Consider the following 15,559-nt stretch of genomic DNA (forward strand, 5'->3'; position numbering starts at 1 on the left):
AGCACGATTAGCGGCTGTTCGTCCTGCTCTTCCCTGAGAGCTACGATTTCGACTCGACTGTTCCGCTAAACACCTACCAATACTCATATGGAGGCTATAGATATATCCGAAACAGACGATTTGTTCGGTCATGACGGAAACAACCCGGGTAGTAATGCTTGATCCGGACTGGTTCGGCGATGTTTCGACCGAGCGAACTCACTTCGAGGAGCTGCTTGGCGATGTTGCCGTTAGGGCAGTCGATTGTACCGAGTCAGAGATTCCAGTGGCCGTCAACGAAGCTGATATCTTACTTTCACACTACACCGGCGTTTCTGCTGAGAGCATGGACGCTACTGGCTGTTCAGTCATCACTCGTTATGCGACAGGCATTGATGGCATTGATATCGAGGCAGCTACCGAGCGAGGCATCCGCATAACGCGCGTGCCAGCCTACTGTGATGATGAGGTTGGCACTCATATTATTTCACTGGCGTTGGCACTTGTTCGTGGACTACCGCAATATGATGCCTCGACCACCAATGAAAATTGGGAGTGGGATATTGCTGCACCGGTTCGACCTCCGGACGAACTCATGTTCGGCTTTCTCGCGTTCGGCAATAAGGCAAAGGCGGCCGCCGAGAAAGCTCGTGCTCTTGGATTCGACGTTTGTGCACACGACCCGTATCTTGACAATGACAAAATACGTTCACATAATGCCACGCCTGTTGATTTCGAAGGTCTTCTTAGCCAGGCAGATGTATTGTCGGTAAATACGCCACTGACTGAAGATACGCAGGAAATGCTCGATGCTGACGCGTTCGATTATCTCGACGATGAAGCAATCCTCGTGAACACCTCTCGCGGTGCCATAGTAGACGAGGACGCGCTGGTAGATGCACTTGACAATAATCGCTTACGGGGTGCTGGCCTCGACGTACTTTCCCAAGAACCCCCTAAACCAGACCATCCGCTCCTCGGCCGAGACGATGTCATCGTCACGCCCCACGCTGCGTGGTACTCGACGCGTTCAGAGTCGACACTTCGTCGCCGCGGCACCGAAATAGCTGTTGATGTCTATCACGGTAAGGAAGCTGATGGTCTCGTTAATCCTAATGCGCTCTAAGACTGTGCACCATATGGAGGCACTACTGTTTCCCTTTAATGAGACGTATCACGATGTATGTCTCGACAGCCAGGCCTCGCCGCGCGCGTGGCCCGAATGCCGCAGTCGGGTATCCGCGAAATATTTGACAAGGCCCAGCAGTATGACAACTTAGCTGATCTCAGTATCGGTGAGCCGGACTTTACGACGGCGGCTCCCATCGCTAATACTGTTGGAGACGCAATTGGCGACGGGATAAGTAGTTACACGCCAACGATCGGTCGTGCTGACCTCCGGACGGCACTAGCAGAGAAGCTTGCGACAGAGAACGGTATCAACATTAACCCAGATGAGGAACTGCTGGTCACACCTGGTGCAATGGGCGCACTGTTTACCGCGATGCAGGTTCTTTTTGACCCAGGTGACGAGGTACTCGTCCCAGAACCTTACTGGCCAAACTACCACGGACATCTTGTAAGCGCCGGTGCTGAGCTTATCCCAGTACCGACAACAGCCGCGGACAGATTTGTCCCCAACTCTGACGCGCTTGCGGCGGCTGCTAGTGAGGACACGGTCGGTGTTATCCTAAACACACCGAACAATCCTACAGGAGCAGTGATCCCGCCGAATCAACTTCGTGCCATCGGTACTGTTCTTGTTGAAGAAGATCTCTGGGCTGTCGTTGATGAGACGTACGAGGATCTTCTCTATGACGACGCAGTCCACTACTCACTTGCAAGCAATGAATCGATATTCGAGCGCTGTGTGACTGTCCATAGTTTCTCGAAATCTTATGCCATGACTGGATGGCGTATCGGCTACGTGAGCGGACCGGAATCGGTCGTCTCCGCAATGCGGGTTCTACAAGAACATACCATCTCATGTGTCCCCGAGCCTGCTCAAATCGCCGCAATGGCAGCGTTAGATAACCGAACAGTCGTCAACGATATCCATGACGTGTTCACTGACCGGCGAGAATTGATCCTCGAACGACTTGAGGCTATCTCTGGCGTCAAACCCGGCCGACCGCGTGGCGCGTTTTATGTATTCGCAGATATTTCAGATATTTCAAGCGACAGTCGCGCATTCGTGGAGACACTTCTTGACGAAGCGCAAGTCGCAGCGATTCCGGGATCGGTTTTCGGCGACACAGGTGAGGGACATATTCGCTTTTCGTATGCAACCGATGAGGCGACTATCGAGAAAGCAATGGACCGATTCGAGCAGGCGGTTGACGGCCGCTGACATCCATCAGTGTTCGTAGATGAAGGCACTTTCGACCTCCCAGCCGACAGTGACATCATCGCCGCGTGAAAAGACACGGTCGGCCTCAGAGCCTTGATCGGTTACACGAAGCGTTGTATCAAACGACTTCACCGCGACGTAATATTCTGTACGGTCGCCCTCGAAGGAGACTTGCTCAACATTTGCTTCGTAACTGTTTGTCGCTGATACGTGATCACCGATATCTACCATTTCAGCACGGAGGCCTACGGTTACCTGGTCACCGGCAGCAAACGACTTGTTAGAGATGCGTACCGATCCGCTACCAATAGATGCGACCGCACGATTATCATCAACTGACGATACTGTTCCGTGTAACATTGTCGTATTACCAATAAACTCCGCAACGAATGGGGTGGTAGGCTCAGTGTATATTTTATGGACTGGATCGAGCTGCTCTAGTTCACCGTCATTGATCACGGCAATACGGTCTGCCATTGAGAGCGCCTCAGTTTGGTTGTGTGTGACGTGCACAACAGTGAGTTCTGTCTCGTCGTGAATACGAGTTAACTCAGCCCGCATCTCTTCACGAAGTTTCTTATCAAGGGAACTCAGAGGTTCGTCAAGCAGAAGCAGTGTTGGTTCGTAGACCACCGCACGGGCTAGTGCGACACGCTGCTGTTGACCTCCTGAGAGATCATCGACCGGCTTGTCGGCATATTCCGTCGGCAAGCGTACCAATTCGAGGGTCTCGTGGACCTGCTCATCGATGTCCGTCAAATTCTCACGTCGCATCTTTAGCGGGAATGCAATATTGTCCTTAACCGTCATATGGGGGAACAACGCTAAACTCTGAAAGACCAACCCAATGTCTCTTTCGTATGGTGGCTCATCAGAAATTGCTTGTCCATGAATATATATCTCGCCTTCCGTTGGCTGTTCAAATCCGGCAATCATATGCAGCAGTGTTGTCTTCCCAGCCCCACTTGGACCGAGTATAGTGAGGAACTCGCCGTCTTGAATTGGTATCGATACGTCATCGGTTGCTCGCAGCGCCCCATACGTTTTTGTGACGCCGTCAAGACGAATAGCGGAGCCATCCGAACTGGACTGATTTTGCTCGCTAAACTGTTGGGAGGCCATTGTAGTCGTACATTGTAGTTCACCCAAACAAAAGCTCCACCTCCGATCGGAGGGGTTTTTAAATTCATACCAGTAGATGGTTGACAACGTCTTTTATTATCTTGTTTTCCGCTCGTCGAAGATGTTCTTCAAATGTCCGCCGAGTGATTCCTAGCTTGGTCGCCATTTCCTCGGTAGTAGTACCGCGTGGGATATCGTAATATCCCGCCTCAATGGCTGTTTTGAGCGACTGTTGTTGTCTGTCAGAAAGTTCAGGGAACATCGAATCTAACATCAATAGTGGGACATCAGGAACGACGGATTCGATCTCGCGTTTCGCTTCAACTTCCACCTGATAATCATTGCTTAGATCATGGTAGACTGCTGTAAGATGTTCTTCAGTTAATGAGATCACACGTGTAAGCAATGTCTTATCAGTATACGTGAGCGGCGGAAGCGATAAACAATCATTTTGTTTCAAGTATTTTTCCAGCAAATTATCATGAAATTCAAGCAAACAATCATCTGTTATCATCAGTGCTTCATCGTCGTTATAAGTGATTTCTGAGATGCCGACTTTTTGATTGACAATTTCTGTCGGCGTTTCTAAATCAGAACCACTCATATGAATAAGATCGCAGTACTGGTTACACCATACTTCAAGATAAGTATCTCGCGACTCAGTAATTGTTGCATATGGACTCTCGTGGTTGATGCGAAGTGTAGCTTCGTACATGAGTATCGTCAATCATAATCTATTACGAGCATCTATTTAAACGGTACTGCTATTTCCGATTCGGGTATTGAATTTCCAGGATGAGGAATGCTCGTTCAATCGATCGTTCGGCAACGATCAGATCAACCAATCGGCGAGTACAACTCAAGAGCGGGCGCGGAACCAGCGGGCGACACCAGAATTGGCAGATCACAAGATCAGAAGCGAGCCGTCGCTGGTAGGATCTATAGGGATCATGTGTTCTAGATTAGCGCTGTATTCCGCCGCTGTCCGCTGATTGGAGACCGCCGGAGCTACCGGAATGAGAGACCCGGTGGAACGTGTGACCTACGAACCACCGGATTCGGTCGTTGTTGATCGCATCCAAAGAACGTTTCCCGGTGATGGGTTGCGCGAGCGCGCTCGCGCAACGAATCGTCATCCAACGAGAGCGCAAGTTCGACGTCGTCGCACTGTTCTACACCCTCGCGTTTGGCTTCGGTGCTGGCTCTGAACGCTCGATTCAAGTGTTCTTCGAACGCTATGTCGAAATGGCTGATCTCTCTGAACTCTACTACTCTTTGTTCTACAACTCAGCTTTGCACGTTAGCCTCGGCTGTTGAGTGAACGAAGAGGTGGTCGATCTCGTTCATGAGATCATCGAGGTTGCGATCATCGTTGTCTCGGACCCACGAAAGAAGGTTGTACACGGCTTCCTTCAGAGAATATTCGAGGTTCGCTCGAAGCGATGACGCCTTCGAGCGAACCGTCCCCAAGGCGCTCGACTCAGGATCAAGACGAACGAGACTGTAGGCAGCATCAGAAGGTGCCAGTGACGTAGTGCCTAAGATAAGTATTGCAAACGAGAGTCGAGGAATTCATCGATCCAGAATTGGGCAAAGCTTATTCTGTTGGTGAGCTGACTGAACAATTTTGTGATAAGAGCGTAGAATTCCTCTTGGTTCTCCACGATCATCGGCGAGGCTACCCATTTGAGGCTCTTCCAGACCTGCTCGATCGGATTAAGATCCGGCGAGCCAGTGGGTAAGAAGATAAAATCGATTCCAAGTTGATGCGCGCGCTTGCGCGTGTACTCGCACGTGTGCGAGAAGTGATTGTCCAAGACGAGCAGAATCCGCTGCGCCGGATTCTGCTCGCGGATCCGTTCAAGACACTCGCAGATCCGTTCTTTCGTCTGATCTTCTGGGAAGCTCACCACGCTCTCTCCATTGAGAGCGTAGAACCCGACCGCTGGTTCGAAAATCTTCACCAGCGGTCGTTCAAGATGCGGATCATCGACGTACCACAGTCGCTGAGAATTGTCGAACGGTTGCGGATGGGAAGCGTCGAAGAATCCGAGGACGGTGCCGCCATCCGTACAGATATCGTCGTCGACGACCCAACCTTCCTCGTCATCACCGTCTCGTTTGTTGTGTGGTTCGTTGGTGTCGTCGTTGTCGAGCGCGTCGCCGACGCGCTCGTCAACGATTTCTTCGGCGTCATCCGGTCGTGAAGGCCGCTTTGGACGGGGAATGGCTCTCGATAACCCGAGGTTATCGAGGAAGTCACCGAGGTAGACCGGGTGATACTCGATGTCGAATTCTTCGTTGAGGAGGTGCTGTATCTCCTGAGATGTCCATGGTTGACCGTCTCGAAGCCGTTCGAGAAGTTGTGCTTGTTCGGCTTCATCGAGCTTCGGGGGCCTTCCGCCCCCGAAGTTCGGAGTAAGCAGTCCAAGCCCGCCTTTGTTCCACCGGCGTGCCCAGCGACTGCCGGTTGAGGCAGACTTGCCGACATCGTCGGCAGCGTCTTCGAGTGTTGCTCCTTTGTAGAGTCTCTTAACGAATGTCAGCCGTTGGCTGACTTTTTCACTATCTGATCCAGCTAACAACCGATTAAGATCTTCTTCGCTCAGATGCCGAACGATCTTCTTTCGTCGATCTCCATTCATTGCGTCGGCATCTCATCCTATGCCCATAACTTTCCCTAGTCACTACGACTGGCACCTTCGTCGGTCTGCATCTCGCAGTCTCCCAAGCCGAGATTCTGCTTCGAGTCCTCGAAGAACGTCTCGATGTGCCAGCGCATCGCGTACGAGCGAATCACGTGTTCGGTCGGTGCGTCGATCTTGTTCGTGACGAGGTACTTGATTGGGTTCTCCTCATCGTCTTCGTCGGTTTCTTTCTCGGCGATGACCAGCTTCACGTCTCCCAGTTGGGAGACGGGAAGCTTCTTCGTCCAAATGTGGTAGGTGTCATCGTCGATGATGCGTTCGGTCGTGTCGATGCGCTCGGCAAGCGCATCGACGCGGATCTGGTCGCCAGCGTAGGTAACCTGCCGATTGCTCCGGAGCGGACCGATCCAATTCTTGCCGTAGGATTCGATGTGTTCGGAGAGTTCGGAGCTGTGAGCGAACCACGAATCGAAGAGGTAGGTGTTCCTACGGACACCTATCTCTTCTTCAAGTTCGGTGACGATCTCGCGGGCGAGATCGTACTTCGTATCGTGGTCTTCGTCATCTTCGTCCTGCTGTTCGTAGAGGCGGAAAGTGAGCGGATAAGCGGTTTTGTCGTCGGCGTAGAAGGCGTAGACGATATCTTGACCCTGAACAGTGTCACCTTCGGCGTGATCGTAGAAACGACCGATGCCGGGGGCTTCGTCCCCGGCTTTCTCGGTAATCGTGTCGTCAAGGACGATGTAGCCGTCCTGTGACCAGCGTGTCTCACCGTGTTTTTGGAGTTCGTCAAGGCGTTCGTGGTTGAATTGTTCTTTGTCCCAGTCGTACTCAGTGAGAAACTTGTTGAGAGCACTGGTTATCGCTTTAGGTCAGAATGAGCGTTCTGTGCAGAATCTGGCCTGCTGATCGCTGTGGAATTTCTCAAAGACGGAGAACGAGAGACGAGTTGAGATCGATATTGCTGGAGTCAACTGACCTCAAGTCGGGTTCCGTTCAGAAACGCGCCGAATCGAGAGCGTTGCCACTCAGCGCGAAGCTTCCCCGGCTCGGCTGACGACCGTCAGCCGGGCCGGATCGTCGCCAGTTCACCCGCGTTTCGCAGGTTCGGATCAACGCTTCCGTGAGCCACTCGCTCCGTGAGCGCGTGGCGATCCACGTTCGGATCGATCGCTCCTTCGATGATCACGAACCCGACACCGTCCCACCCATACCCGAGCTGTTCAGCCAATATCCGTAGTAAATCACCGCTGAACAGCTGGATTCGCTTGGAAAATCTCACCGGCTCGATTCGGTCTTCTTCCTCTACTGATCGCTGTGAGGCGGGTCCGAGCCGTGCTCGTACCCGCCGCAACAGATACCGGCTCACCAGCACCATCAACAGCGCTGCCATCATGAAACACTCCACCGCTGCCTCCCGTCGCACCAACATCTCGTCCAACTCGAACACCGACTTCAGTTCATCAATGACCGTTTCGACGCTCCAGCGGTTGCTGTACAGCGCCGCGAATTCTCGCGGCGCGAACGCGTCTGCTGGAAGATTCGTCGCATACAGGTGGTAGTCGTGATCGGCCTCGACTTCCTCCGTTCGCTGATCGTCCTCGTCGTCTTCATGGCGGACGCCGACGACTCGGACATCGTACGGAAGGTGCGGATCGTTCTGATCCGCACCGACCATCCCCGTGGCATCGATGATCTGCCGATAAAGGTCGGGCAGCACCTCCTGGAGGTGCGTGCCCTCCAGATCGATCGTATCACCACACCAGGTCCGAAGTTCATTGATGATTTCGGGGTTGGCGTCGACGTTGAGTCGGCTCACGAACCAGCCGCCATTGCGGTCAATCCGTGCTAATCGCGCGTAGTCGAGGTAGCCGAGATCGAACAGGACCAGGGAATCTTCGACCCAATCACCGATCTGAAGTTGCGTGGTTTCCTGGGTTCGAGCGTCGGTAATCGATGAGAAGACCGGAGCCCGCGAGGCAAGTGACTCGATCACGTGGAGCTTCGCTCCAGCGTGATCGTCGCTCAATCCGGGAAACTTATCGAAGGATTCCGCCGAGAGCGTACAGATGGTCCCATCCGAGATGAAGACATCTCGGAAGCGTTCGAAGCGGCCTTCAAGCGCCGACTCTGTCCGTCCAAACTCGACGCTGATGTAGCCGCAGATGTCTGCAAGTAGCTCGACGAGATCAGCTGTAACCCACTGCTGGATGGATGAGTACGCAACGGAGTCGCTGGTGAAAGCCTCGTAGAGGTCTTGAACAGCAGCGAGAGACCCGTTAGATTGGGTAGTACCGACTGCGAACGACCAGAAAAATGGGAAGGCATCGATGAATCGGTCACGTTCAACGAGGTCGGTAGCGCGAGCGTGCTCGCGCACCGACCGTGGTGGGAGCAGATATCGGAGTTCTTGGCCGAGAATATTGAGCCATCGATCCATGATTTCCGGCTGACGCGCGGGACAGTAGCGCCTGCTGGTCCGGACGAATCCTTAAGCGATAACGAGTGTGTTGAGAGCGCGTTTGCTCTTGGCTGGAAGAACTTGGCGTGCGATGCCAGCCACGGTCTTGTTGCGTCCGGCAACAAGACCTGTGGCGTAGGTTTTCGCATGGTGAGGTTGCTCTGGTGATAACGACTCGAACTCGTCGAACACACGCGTGCACGACAGAAAGTCCGTGATCGGCATCATTCGTCTTCCTCACCGCCTACGTCACGCTCCTACTTCAACGTGCAAAGCCGAGTGACTAAATATACCGCCATGTGGAGGCCAATCTTCTATTGCCTTACAATCCCTGGAAAATCCATGGCACGAGATACCAATACAGGCACTACGTTGAAGGGCATCTCACGGCGACAGTTCCTCGCCGCTACTGGGACTGCTTCGACGGTAACAATCGCAGGATGTCTAAGCGGCAGCGGTGGCGGTGGTGGTAATGGTAGTGGCAGCAGCAACGGAAATGGATCAACGTCATCGTCCGTGCCGTCGAAACCCGACAAACTCACAGTCCGGGCGTGGGGCGGGTCATGGCAAAAGTCATTGAAAAATGCAGTTGCCAAGCCCTTCACAAATAAAACCGGAATTGACATTGGGTTCGATAACAGCAGCGAGGAGGTGATGCAAGGTAAGATTCGGACGGCTCTGCGGCAGGACCGCACGCCGCCAGTCAACGTTAATTGGTCCACTACCCCACTGACCTATAAATCATTCCAAGCTGGCCTGATGTCACCTCTTGATCCGAAGGTCGTTACACACCTCAGTCAGTTGCTCCCTCCAGCCAAGCCAAATACTGGAGATATGGCGTGGCCGTTCACGAGTCTTTATTCGTATGTATACACTCTTTCATATAATACCAATATCTTATCCTCCTCGCCATCTTCTTGGACAGATCTTTGGAGCGATAAGTGGAAAAACAGCATTGGATTATACCAGAATGGGACTGGTACAACACCAGTCGTCGCTAAACTTGTTGATGAAAAACTCGATGGAGATATGACAGAAGTCTGGAATAGATATCGGAAATTAAAACCGAATGTTGGAGTCATAGGTGACGATACACAACTCACACAAAACCTTCGTACAGGTGAAATATCAATGGCTGCGCTTATTGTTTCCAATGCATATAATGTGAAAAAGCAGGGCGCACCTGTCGACTACCTAGTACCAGAAGAAGGAGCCGTTGCCAAGCGCGATGCGATGTGGATTCCAAAAAACCAACAGGATAAATATACCTATTGGGGACAGAAATTCATAGACTACGCCATTAGAAAAGAGAATATCGGTGAGTGGGGGCGCAAGCTTGGTGTTGCACCGCTGAATCCAAACGCAAATATTCCACAGTCAATGGCGAAGCAAACAGCGTTTCCGACCACCCAGAAACAGTTTAACAACCTGATCACTGTCAAGCCGGCCAATTATGTAGAAAACAGTTCTTACTGGTTTAGCCAATTCAACCAGATAATGAAAAAATGAGTATGAGTGTTCGTGATAGGTTGCGGCAGGCGAAATTCCAACTGCAGTGGAATATGATGGACCGTGCTATCGCTTTCAAGGAGCGGTTTCCATTTGATTCTACAGAACGCTCCTCACGTTTTGGGTACGCACTCATTTCTCCTGGCGTATTGCTAGTCGGATTCCTTGCTGTCGGCTTCGCTCTCCTCACTTGGTACAGCTTCCTTACATATGATCCTGTTGAAGTGTTTGTCTACGAGTATACACTCAATAATTGGGAGCGTTTCTTTCAGACCTCAGCTCTTCACCAAATATACTTTCGGACGACACTTTACTCGGTGGGAGTCACTCTTTTCTCAGTCGTTCTTGCAATCCCATATGCATACCTTGTTGTCCGTACCGAACGCACACTTGTCCGCCAACTCCTATTGTTTGGTTTATTTGTTCCGTTCTTCTCAGGTGTCATCATCCGAGCGTATGGGTGGCTCATTATTCTTGGCCAGGGGGGACTGATAAACTGGCTATTCACAAGTATTGGTCTCGGTCCGCAGAATTATATTGGGACAAGTTTCGCAGTGATCATCGGTCTTGTGCAGTACATGCTCCCGTTTGCGGTTTTGATGCTTACACCAGCGATGGCCAGCATCGATCGTGATCTTGAGCGAGCTGCGAAGAACTGTGGCGCAGATTCATGGCGGACGTTCCGTTATATTGTATTACCTTTAGCAAGACCTGGAATAACCTCGGCAACTATAATAGTTTTCACCCTCACAATGGCTAATTATTCTATCCCGAAGCTCCTAGGTGGAGGGACCGTATCATTTGCAGCCACTTTCATGTACCAAAAGATATTCACTACTCTTAATTATCCACTTGCAGCTGTTCTAAGTATCGTGCTCACTGCCATCGCATCTATCATTGTGTTCGGGGTATTCAAGATCTATGGTACAGGAACTCTTGGTGCGGAGGATACAACATGAGTAGTGCTCACTCTCTATTTCAACGAGTAAATACTGACCATCCCTACCTCTTTGCATTCGCTTTGTTGGAGACTATCTTCCTTCTGCTACCTTCACTAATTATTCTTTTAGTTTCGTTTGGGACGGGCCAAGTTATTACATTCCCCCCGACATCGTTCACATTCGAGTGGTATCTCTCACTAATATCAGAATCAACATACATGACAGCATTTGTCCATAGTTTAATCGTGGCTACTATTTGCATTGTGCTTGGGATACCAATTGGTATCCTTACTGGCATTGGGTTAAATCGATACGATATTCGATTTAAAAACGGGTTCCAACTCTACTTATTACTACCATTCACGATTCCCCCGGTCGTCACAGGATTCATTCTACTTATTCTATTTGGCCGTCTTGGATGGATCGGAGACCTTTGGGCAGTAGGATTAGCGCTGACTCTCTTTAACTCTCCCTTCATGATATGGAGTGTCTCTTCTAGTGTCAACGCTTTCGATCCAACGCTTGAGAATGCTGCACAGAGTCTTGGAGCCGAGGAACTCCAGACATTCTTTCATGTGACACTTCCATCGCTGATGCCAGGGGTTATCTCAGGAAGTTTCTTGATGTTCTTGCTTGCTCTCAACGAATTCATCGTGAGTCTTATTATCACTACAAACCAGACAACCACGTTGCCAGTTGCCATCTATAGTTCAATCCGTGGTAACATTAGTCCACAAATTGCAGCCATCTCCAGTATTTACGTTATAATTGCTATCATCGCTATTGTCGTTGCTGACCGGCTCGTCGGGTTAGAAAGATTCCTCCATTCTTGATTCATCAATTTCTCATCTGTCAATCTGGAGGGCACTGATGGTATGAAAGCCTGCTAAGTGGACCATCCAGTAAATCCGTACCCAGATAGAACTGCAATCGTTATCTCCTCTCAACCCCTCTGTATGGGTGTTCTCTGTGGAGAATGTATATCATGTCGCCCGGACCTCACCCCGTCACAATCACCCTGACCGCTTCAAGATCGAGACGATCTTGAAGCGGTCATACGCAAAGCAACCAGCCCACAACGGGATGTGTTCCGTACGCGTATTGTTCTCCTTGCAGCTGCGGGAGCCGCTAATACTGAAATCGCGGAGGAACTCGCCTGCACGAGGAAAACCGTCCGCAAGTGGCGCGGACGCTTTGCTGAGGCTGGCCGGGCCGGGCTCGCGGACGCGCCCCGGCCCGGCCGACCGCCCATCTACGGTGATACTGTCCGTGCGCACATCACCGCTCTCGCTTGTGAACTCCCGGTCAAACACGATCTTCCCCTCTCCCGATTGAGCATCACCGATATTCACATGGTCGCTGTTTCTGAGATCGATCTCTGTCCCTCACCATCAACGATCGCCGCCTGGCTCAAGCACGCGGCGATCAAACCGTGGACGTGGACCTCGTGGAAGACACCACGAGATCCGGAGTTTGCCCAGAAAGCTGCGCCTGTCCTCGATCTGTACAACGGAACGTGGAACGGCGAAGATCTAACTGACGGAGACGTAGTCATCTGTGCTGACGAAAAGACAGCGATCAAAGCCCGGTCCCGGCACCGCAGTCCGCCGGGACCGGGCACACCGTTGCACGTCGAGCATGAATACGATCGCCACGGTGGCTGTACGTATCAAGCGGCTCTCATCGTCGGTACAGGAGAAGTCTATGGTCGGTGTGTGACACGGAACACCCGAGCGAATTTCGAGCGACTCGTCGAAGACGTGATGAACCACCCGATCTGCCGTCGAGCAGATCGGGTGTTCTGGATCCTCGACAACGGGACTGCGCATCACCCAAACACGTTCACTGGCTGCCTGAAAAAGCAGTATGACAACGTCGAAGGAGTGCATCTGCCGAAGGGAGCCTCGTGGCTGAATCAGATTGAACTCTACTTCTCAGTACTAACTCGGAAAGCGTTGACTGGTGGGAGCTTCGAGTCGATCGTGGAATTGATGCACCAGATCGCGGGATTCGAAGTGCTCTGGAACGCGGTTCCAGAGCCGTTCGAGTGGACCTACACGACAGGTGATTTGGAGCGGTTGCTTGCGAAGCTGCCAGCAATAGCGTAAAGCTCGCTGGAAGCGTCTGAGTAGTATGGCCCCGATTCCAGAGCCAGTTCGCCGGACGCTCACCGATCGCCTTGAGACCCACGCGCGCACCGCGTGGGGTGAGCGGTGCGCGCGTGTAGACGTTCGCTTCCGCGGCGACTATGCCTACATCGACGCCTTCGAGAGGAATCCATGGATTCGGCCTGATGCATCCGAAGAAGAGCAAGAACGGATCCAACAGACACCGACGAAACTCTGCCGTCTAACGTGGATAGGCGATCTTGACTCATGGGAATTCGCCTTCTACAAATACAGTGACGAGCGGTACGAGCCGTCGATTTCCCTCGACGGCTCGTTCGGTGGATCTCCAGAAGCCTGCTTCGACACCGCTGCACAAGTCTACCTCCGGTAGCGGTGGTCACACGGGGCCTGCTACTGGGTACGGATTTACTGGATGGTCCACTAAGTACTGTCCCAACCGTGGAATGACTAGCTCTCCACCTCCTCGATCGTCGGATAGAGACGGTGTAGCTTCGTTCGAGCGTCCTCATTTGTGAATTGCCAGTTGATCGTGACATCCATCTCGTTTCGTTCGGTTTCCCACGCAGCGACCTCCGACCGGAGGGTCGCTGCGTCCGGAATACGGCGATTGAGACACTGTGTCTGAAGCGTGCTCCAGACCAGTTCGGCCATATTCAGCCAACTTCCGTGTGTGGGCGTGTAGTAAAACTCGAATCGATCAAGATACTCGCGTGCTTTTTCAGGCGGGAAGAAGCGGTAGAATGCAGCGGATTGTGGGTGCTGAGATTGTCCAAGACTACCCGGATGCGGACTGCATCCGGGTAGTCGCTAGCAATCGCAACCATGCAGTCGAGCCACTCACACGTCCGTTGGCGTTCGGTCACATGGAGGTGGCACCGGCCGGTCAACGGTTCAGTAGCCACGTGAAGCATTCGTTTCCCGTTGCGTTCGTAGTGGTGATCCGTTCGAGCGACCGCTCCCGATGTCCCCGGGAGCGGGTCGCGGACGTGCTTTCGGAGCTCCTTGCTGGATTGAGCAAGCGACGCGCTTCGGTTGGCTCGAAATACTCGTAGAAGGCTGCCGGATTGTGCGTGTTGAGGTTGTCCAGCACCCCCGGATGCAATCCGCATCCGGGTAGTGCTGATCGACGAGGTGCTGGATGAAGTGTACCTAATCTTCGGTGGTTCGGCGATCTTTAACCCTGACCGCTCGCCAGCGGCGAGCGGTTCAGCTGCCAGAAACAGATTCTTGGAACCGTTTCGTTCGTACTGATAGTCTTCGCGGGCAACCGTACCCGGCTCGGCCGGGCGCGGTTGCTCGACCTGCTTGAGTAGCTGTTTGGGATGCTCGTCAAAACAAACGAGAGGCTGGTCTGGATCGTATGGTTCGAAGGGCTCAGTTGAATCCACAGAGGGCAGCGGGATAGGTCGTCAGAACCAGTGTGCTGAAGCGGGAGAGTACGGTTATGGAGAAGACACTCTTCCGCTTCGTGAAGCAGGTAGCTTCACTCGCTCAAAAGCTTACTGACGCGGCGCTCATCCAGCTCAGCGATCCAGCCGGTAACGGGTTTGCCGGCTGGAAGCACGCTGTTTTGCTCTACCTCCGCGAACACATGGACGCTGAGTACGAGGAGATCATTGACTGGGCCGAAGAAATGGAGCGAATCCGCTTCATTCTCGGTCTCCGGCGCGGGAAGTTCCCCGCGCCTTCGACGCTGTGCAAGGTGTTCAAGCGGACGCCGATGAGCGTGTGGCGACAGCTGCTCCGCCGCTCGGCGGAGCTGCTGGATCAGAACGGCCACGCCGCAATCGATGCCACCTACTTCGACCGCCGGCAGGCATCAGCCCACTACCTCAAGCGTACAGGACGCTCTATACGGACGATTCAGGCGACGTTTCTGATTGACACCGCCGAAGGAGCGATCTTAGACCTCCACTGCAGCACGAAGTGGCCGAGTGGGATGCGAATCGGTCCGAAGGTCGCCCTGCGGAACGCAGGCGACCTTCGAAGCCTCGCCGCTGACAAGGGCTACGACGACATGAGCTTCCGCGAAGCTCTTCGAGCGGTCGGTGTCCGACCGCTCATCAGACACCGCGTGTTTGCACCGTACGATCATGCCCACAACGCGCGAATCGACGATGAACGCTATCACCAGCGGTCGATGACTGAGACCGTGAATTCCTCGATCAAGCGCTCACACGGCTCCGCCGTGCGAACGGGTGACTGGTTTCGCCAGTTCCGCGAAATTGCGCTCATAGCGGGGGTTCACAACGTCGAACAGGCGATAGAAGCATGAGTACCGCAGATCTTCGCGGATTCAATTGAGCCGTTCGAAGTAAAGTGCAAGGACATCTTCCATGTGGTACTCAGCTTTGCACGTTAAGTAGCGCCGCGTTGTAGGCGAGGGTAGCGGACGATGCTGCCAATCACAGATCTTCTGT

General features: G+C 52.8%; 12 protein-coding genes and 5 pseudogenes. 9 read left to right on the forward strand and 8 right to left on the reverse strand.

Annotated elements, in window-relative coordinates; all coding sequences use genetic code 11:
- Nucleotides 1–130: 130 nt before the first annotated feature.
- Together ACQUQO_RS16570 and ACQUQO_RS16575 are read left to right on the forward strand one after the other, a co-directional pair.
- Nucleotides 131–1,105, forward strand: a complete 975-nt coding sequence (locus ACQUQO_RS16570) for a C-terminal binding protein (RefSeq protein WP_435079524.1) — start codon at nt 131–133, stop codon at nt 1,103–1,105.
- Between the two features lie 96 nt (nt 1,106–1,201).
- Nucleotides 1,202–2,329 (forward strand): pyridoxal phosphate-dependent aminotransferase, encoded by a 1,128-nt coding sequence (locus ACQUQO_RS16575; RefSeq protein ID WP_435079526.1) that lies wholly within the window; start codon nt 1,202–1,204, stop codon nt 2,327–2,329.
- A gap of 6 nt (nt 2,330–2,335) precedes the next feature.
- On the opposite strand, the gene ACQUQO_RS16580 is transcribed toward ACQUQO_RS16575, so the two are convergent.
- Both ACQUQO_RS16580 and ACQUQO_RS16585 read right to left on the reverse strand, forming a co-directional pair.
- A complete protein-coding gene (locus tag ACQUQO_RS16580) occupies nt 2,336–3,451 on the reverse strand; it encodes an ABC transporter ATP-binding protein (protein ID WP_435079528.1) in 1,116 nt (371 codons plus the stop codon).
- 64 nt (nt 3,452–3,515) lie between these two features.
- Nucleotides 3,516–4,166 (reverse strand): helix-turn-helix domain-containing protein, encoded by a 651-nt coding sequence (locus tag ACQUQO_RS16585; RefSeq protein ID WP_435079530.1) that lies wholly within the window; start codon nt 4,164–4,166, stop codon nt 3,516–3,518.
- A gap of 301 nt (nt 4,167–4,467) precedes the next feature.
- Here ACQUQO_RS16585 and ACQUQO_RS16590 point away from each other — a divergent pair.
- A pseudogene (locus ACQUQO_RS16590) lies at nt 4,468–4,738 on the forward strand (IS4 family transposase); the annotation flags it as partial.
- Here ACQUQO_RS16590 and ACQUQO_RS16595 read toward each other — a convergent pair.
- From ACQUQO_RS16595 to ACQUQO_RS16615, 5 genes and pseudogenes are all read right to left on the reverse strand, one after another.
- Nucleotides 4,739–4,989, reverse strand: a pseudogene (locus ACQUQO_RS16595) (IS701 family transposase); the annotation flags it as partial.
- The gene (locus ACQUQO_RS16600; protein WP_435079532.1) at nt 4,990–6,096 is read right to left on the reverse strand and encodes an IS630 family transposase; all 1,107 of its coding nucleotides are present in this window, start codon (nt 6,094–6,096) and stop codon (nt 4,990–4,992) included. It lies immediately after the preceding pseudogene.
- A 44-nt stretch (nt 6,097–6,140) separates the two neighbouring features.
- Nucleotides 6,141–6,953: pseudogene (locus tag ACQUQO_RS16605) on the reverse strand (IS701 family transposase); the annotation flags it as partial.
- A 209-nt stretch (nt 6,954–7,162) separates the two neighbouring features.
- Nucleotides 7,163–8,539, reverse strand: a complete 1,377-nt coding sequence (locus ACQUQO_RS16610; RefSeq protein ID WP_435079534.1) for an IS4 family transposase — start codon at nt 8,537–8,539, stop codon at nt 7,163–7,165.
- Nucleotides 8,540–8,608: 69 nt separating this feature from the next.
- Nucleotides 8,609–8,788 (reverse strand): annotated as a pseudogene (locus ACQUQO_RS16615) (IS701 family transposase); the annotation flags it as partial.
- Between the two features lie 114 nt (nt 8,789–8,902).
- Here ACQUQO_RS16615 and ACQUQO_RS16620 point away from each other — a divergent pair.
- The 5 genes from ACQUQO_RS16620 (at nt 8,903) to ACQUQO_RS16640 (ending at nt 13,509) form a co-directional block, all read left to right on the forward strand.
- A complete protein-coding gene (locus ACQUQO_RS16620; protein WP_435079536.1) occupies nt 8,903–10,069 on the forward strand; it encodes an ABC transporter substrate-binding protein in 1,167 nt (388 codons plus the stop codon).
- Between the two features lie 2 nt (nt 10,070–10,071).
- Nucleotides 10,072–11,028, forward strand: coding sequence for an ABC transporter permease (locus tag ACQUQO_RS16625; RefSeq protein ID WP_435079538.1), 957 nt, complete (start codon nt 10,072–10,074; stop codon nt 11,026–11,028).
- Nucleotides 11,025–11,843, forward strand: a complete 819-nt coding sequence (locus tag ACQUQO_RS16630; protein ID WP_435079540.1) for an ABC transporter permease — start codon at nt 11,025–11,027, stop codon at nt 11,841–11,843. Before ACQUQO_RS16625 ends, ACQUQO_RS16630 begins: the two co-directional genes overlap by 4 nt.
- 252 nt (nt 11,844–12,095) lie before the next feature.
- The gene (locus tag ACQUQO_RS16635) at nt 12,096–13,118 is read left to right on the forward strand and encodes an IS630 family transposase (RefSeq protein WP_435079542.1); all 1,023 of its coding nucleotides are present in this window, start codon (nt 12,096–12,098) and stop codon (nt 13,116–13,118) included.
- 25 nt (nt 13,119–13,143) lie between these two features.
- The gene (locus ACQUQO_RS16640; RefSeq protein ID WP_435079544.1) at nt 13,144–13,509 is read left to right on the forward strand and encodes a hypothetical protein; all 366 of its coding nucleotides are present in this window, start codon (nt 13,144–13,146) and stop codon (nt 13,507–13,509) included.
- Between the two features lie 77 nt (nt 13,510–13,586).
- On the opposite strand, the pseudogene ACQUQO_RS16645 reads toward ACQUQO_RS16640, so the two are convergent.
- A pseudogene (locus ACQUQO_RS16645) lies at nt 13,587–13,799 on the reverse strand (IS630 family transposase); the annotation flags it as partial.
- A gap of 784 nt (nt 13,800–14,583) precedes the next feature.
- Here ACQUQO_RS16645 and ACQUQO_RS16650 point away from each other — a divergent pair.
- Complete coding sequence (locus ACQUQO_RS16650; protein WP_435079546.1) at nt 14,584–15,414, forward strand: IS5 family transposase; 831 nt, start codon at nt 14,584–14,586, stop codon at nt 15,412–15,414.
- Nucleotides 15,415–15,559: the final 145 nt, after the last annotated feature.

It is taken from the genome of Halococcus sp. AFM35 (genome assembly GCF_051195015.1).
Lineage (GTDB): Archaea > Halobacteriota > Halobacteria > Halobacteriales > Halococcaceae > Halococcus.